Annotated in this window: 2 protein-coding genes; both read left to right on the plus strand. The window is 76.5% G+C overall.

The window, feature by feature from the left end:
- The coding region (locus tag VGR37_14495) for a sigma 54-interacting transcriptional regulator (protein HEV2148610.1) at positions 1–1,044 on the plus strand (1,044 nt) is incomplete at its 5' end.
- Positions 1,045–1,235: 191 nt separating this feature from the next.
- Positions 1,236–2,009 (plus strand): DUF1702 family protein (locus VGR37_14500; GenBank protein HEV2148611.1); only part of this gene is annotated, 774 nt, incomplete at its 3' end.

The raw sequence follows: 2,009 nt of genomic DNA on the forward strand, positions 1-2,009 counted from the left end.
GCGGAGCGGACCGCGCCCGACGCCGCCGGGACGCCCACCGGGTGGTCGCGCGTGGTGGGCGCCTCCGCGGCGATCCGCCGGGTCCGTGAGGTCGGGGCGCAGGTCGCGCAGTGTCCCGCCACCGTGCTGATCACGGGGGAGAGCGGGAGCGGGAAGGAGGTGGTCGCCCGGGCCATCCACGAGACCTCGCCCCGCTCCGGCGGACCGTTCGTGGCGGTCAGCTGCGCCGCGATCCCGGACCCGCTGACGGAGGCCGAGCTCTTCGGGTACGAGGAGGGCGCGTTCACCGGGGCGGTGCAGGCGCGGGCCGGGCGGTTCGAGGAGGCGCAGGGGGGCACCCTCTTCCTGGACGAGGTGACCGAGCTGGGGGTGGAGCGCCAGGCGAAGCTCCTGCGCGTCCTCCAGGAGCGCGCGGTGCGGCGGCTCGGGAGCAACCGGTCGATCCCGCTGGACGTGCGCATCGTCGCCGCGTCCAACCGCGACCTCCGGCGCGCCATGTGGGAGGGGAGGATGCGGGCGGACCTCTACTACCGGCTGCGGGTGGTGGAGATCGGCGTCCCCCCGCTGCGCGAGCGCACCGAGGACCTCCTCCCCCTCTCCCTGCACTTCCTCCGCTCCATCGCGGCCGTCATCCCCCACGCGCTCCAGGAGGTGAGCCTGGCCGCGCTGGAGGAGATGGAGGCGTACGGCTGGCCCGGCAACGTGCGCGAGCTGGAGAACGTGATCGCGCGGATCGCGGTGCTGGCTTCCGGGGCGGGGGGCGTGCTCCTCCCCTGCCACCTCCCCGACGAGGTCCGCCGGGCCTCGGGGCAGCCGGCGGACGCGGAGAGCGCCGCTCCGCTCGACCTGGCCGCGGCGATGCGCCGCGTTCGCCTCCGCTACCTCGGAGAGGCGCTCCGGGTGGCGCACGGGAACCGGAGCGAAGCGGCGCGCCTGCTGGGGATCAGCCGGCGTGCGCTGTACGACCTCCTCAACGAGTTCCCCGGTGCCGGGTCCCTCCCTTCGCCTGTCCCACCCCTGTCCCATACGGACCGCAGATTGTGAACCTGGCTTTACACAGCCGCTGACGGCCACACGGCCGCCCGGCTGCGTGATGCGCCTCGCGTGGCGCGTTTGGCCGGGGTGCACCTCCCGCCACCTGTTACGGCACGCGACTTTCCTCCGGGCGGAGGTCCCTGCGTCGGGCGCGGATCCTTCCGCGGCCGGCCCGCGGACCCCTCCAACCCGCGCCGCGCATGCATCCGGCTCCCGCTGCCGCCCTCCCTTCCGAACGCCCCGCTCCCGCCCCGGGGCGGCGGACGGCCCTTCTCCGCACCCGGCTCCTGGGGATCGATCCGCGCGAGGCCACCTTCGCGCGCCGGGGCTTCGGGGAGTGCGACCCGGCCGCGCGCGCGCGGCTGGAGGAAGCGGGCTCCACCTTCCTCCGCGGATACCACGCGGCCCTGGCTGAGCCGGAGCCGGCACGCCTGGGCGCCCTGCTCGACGGGACCGGAGCGGAGCTGCGCGGCTTCGCCTACGAGGGCTCCGCGATGGCGCTGGCGCTCCTGGACGTCCTCGTGCCTTGGAGGAGCGGACGGCTCGACGCCTTCCTGCGCGGGCCGGGGGACGCGCACGCCTACATGGTGCACGTGGGGGCGGGGTGGGCGCTCGCCCGGCTGCGCCGCCGCCTGGAATGCCCCCCGGCCGGGATGGACCCGCTCCTGGGATGGCTGGCGCTGGACGGCTACGGCTTCCACGAGGGGTACTTCCGTCCCGGGCCGACCGTGGACGGGCGGGAGGTCCCCCGCCGGCTCTCCGGGTACGCGCGCCGGGCCTTCGACCAGGGGGTGGGGCGGAGCCTCTGGTTCAGCCGGGGAGCGGACCCCGGCCGGATCGCCGGGGCGGTCGCCCGCTTCTCCCCGGAGCGGTGGGCCGACCTGTGGAGCGGGGTGGGGCTGGCCTGCGCGTACGCGGGCGACGGCCGGCGGGGTGGGGCCGACGCGGTCGCCGCCGCGTCCGGACGGCACCGG

The organism is Longimicrobiaceae bacterium (assembly GCA_035936415.1).
GTDB lineage: Bacteria > Gemmatimonadota > Gemmatimonadetes > Longimicrobiales > Longimicrobiaceae > JAFAYN01.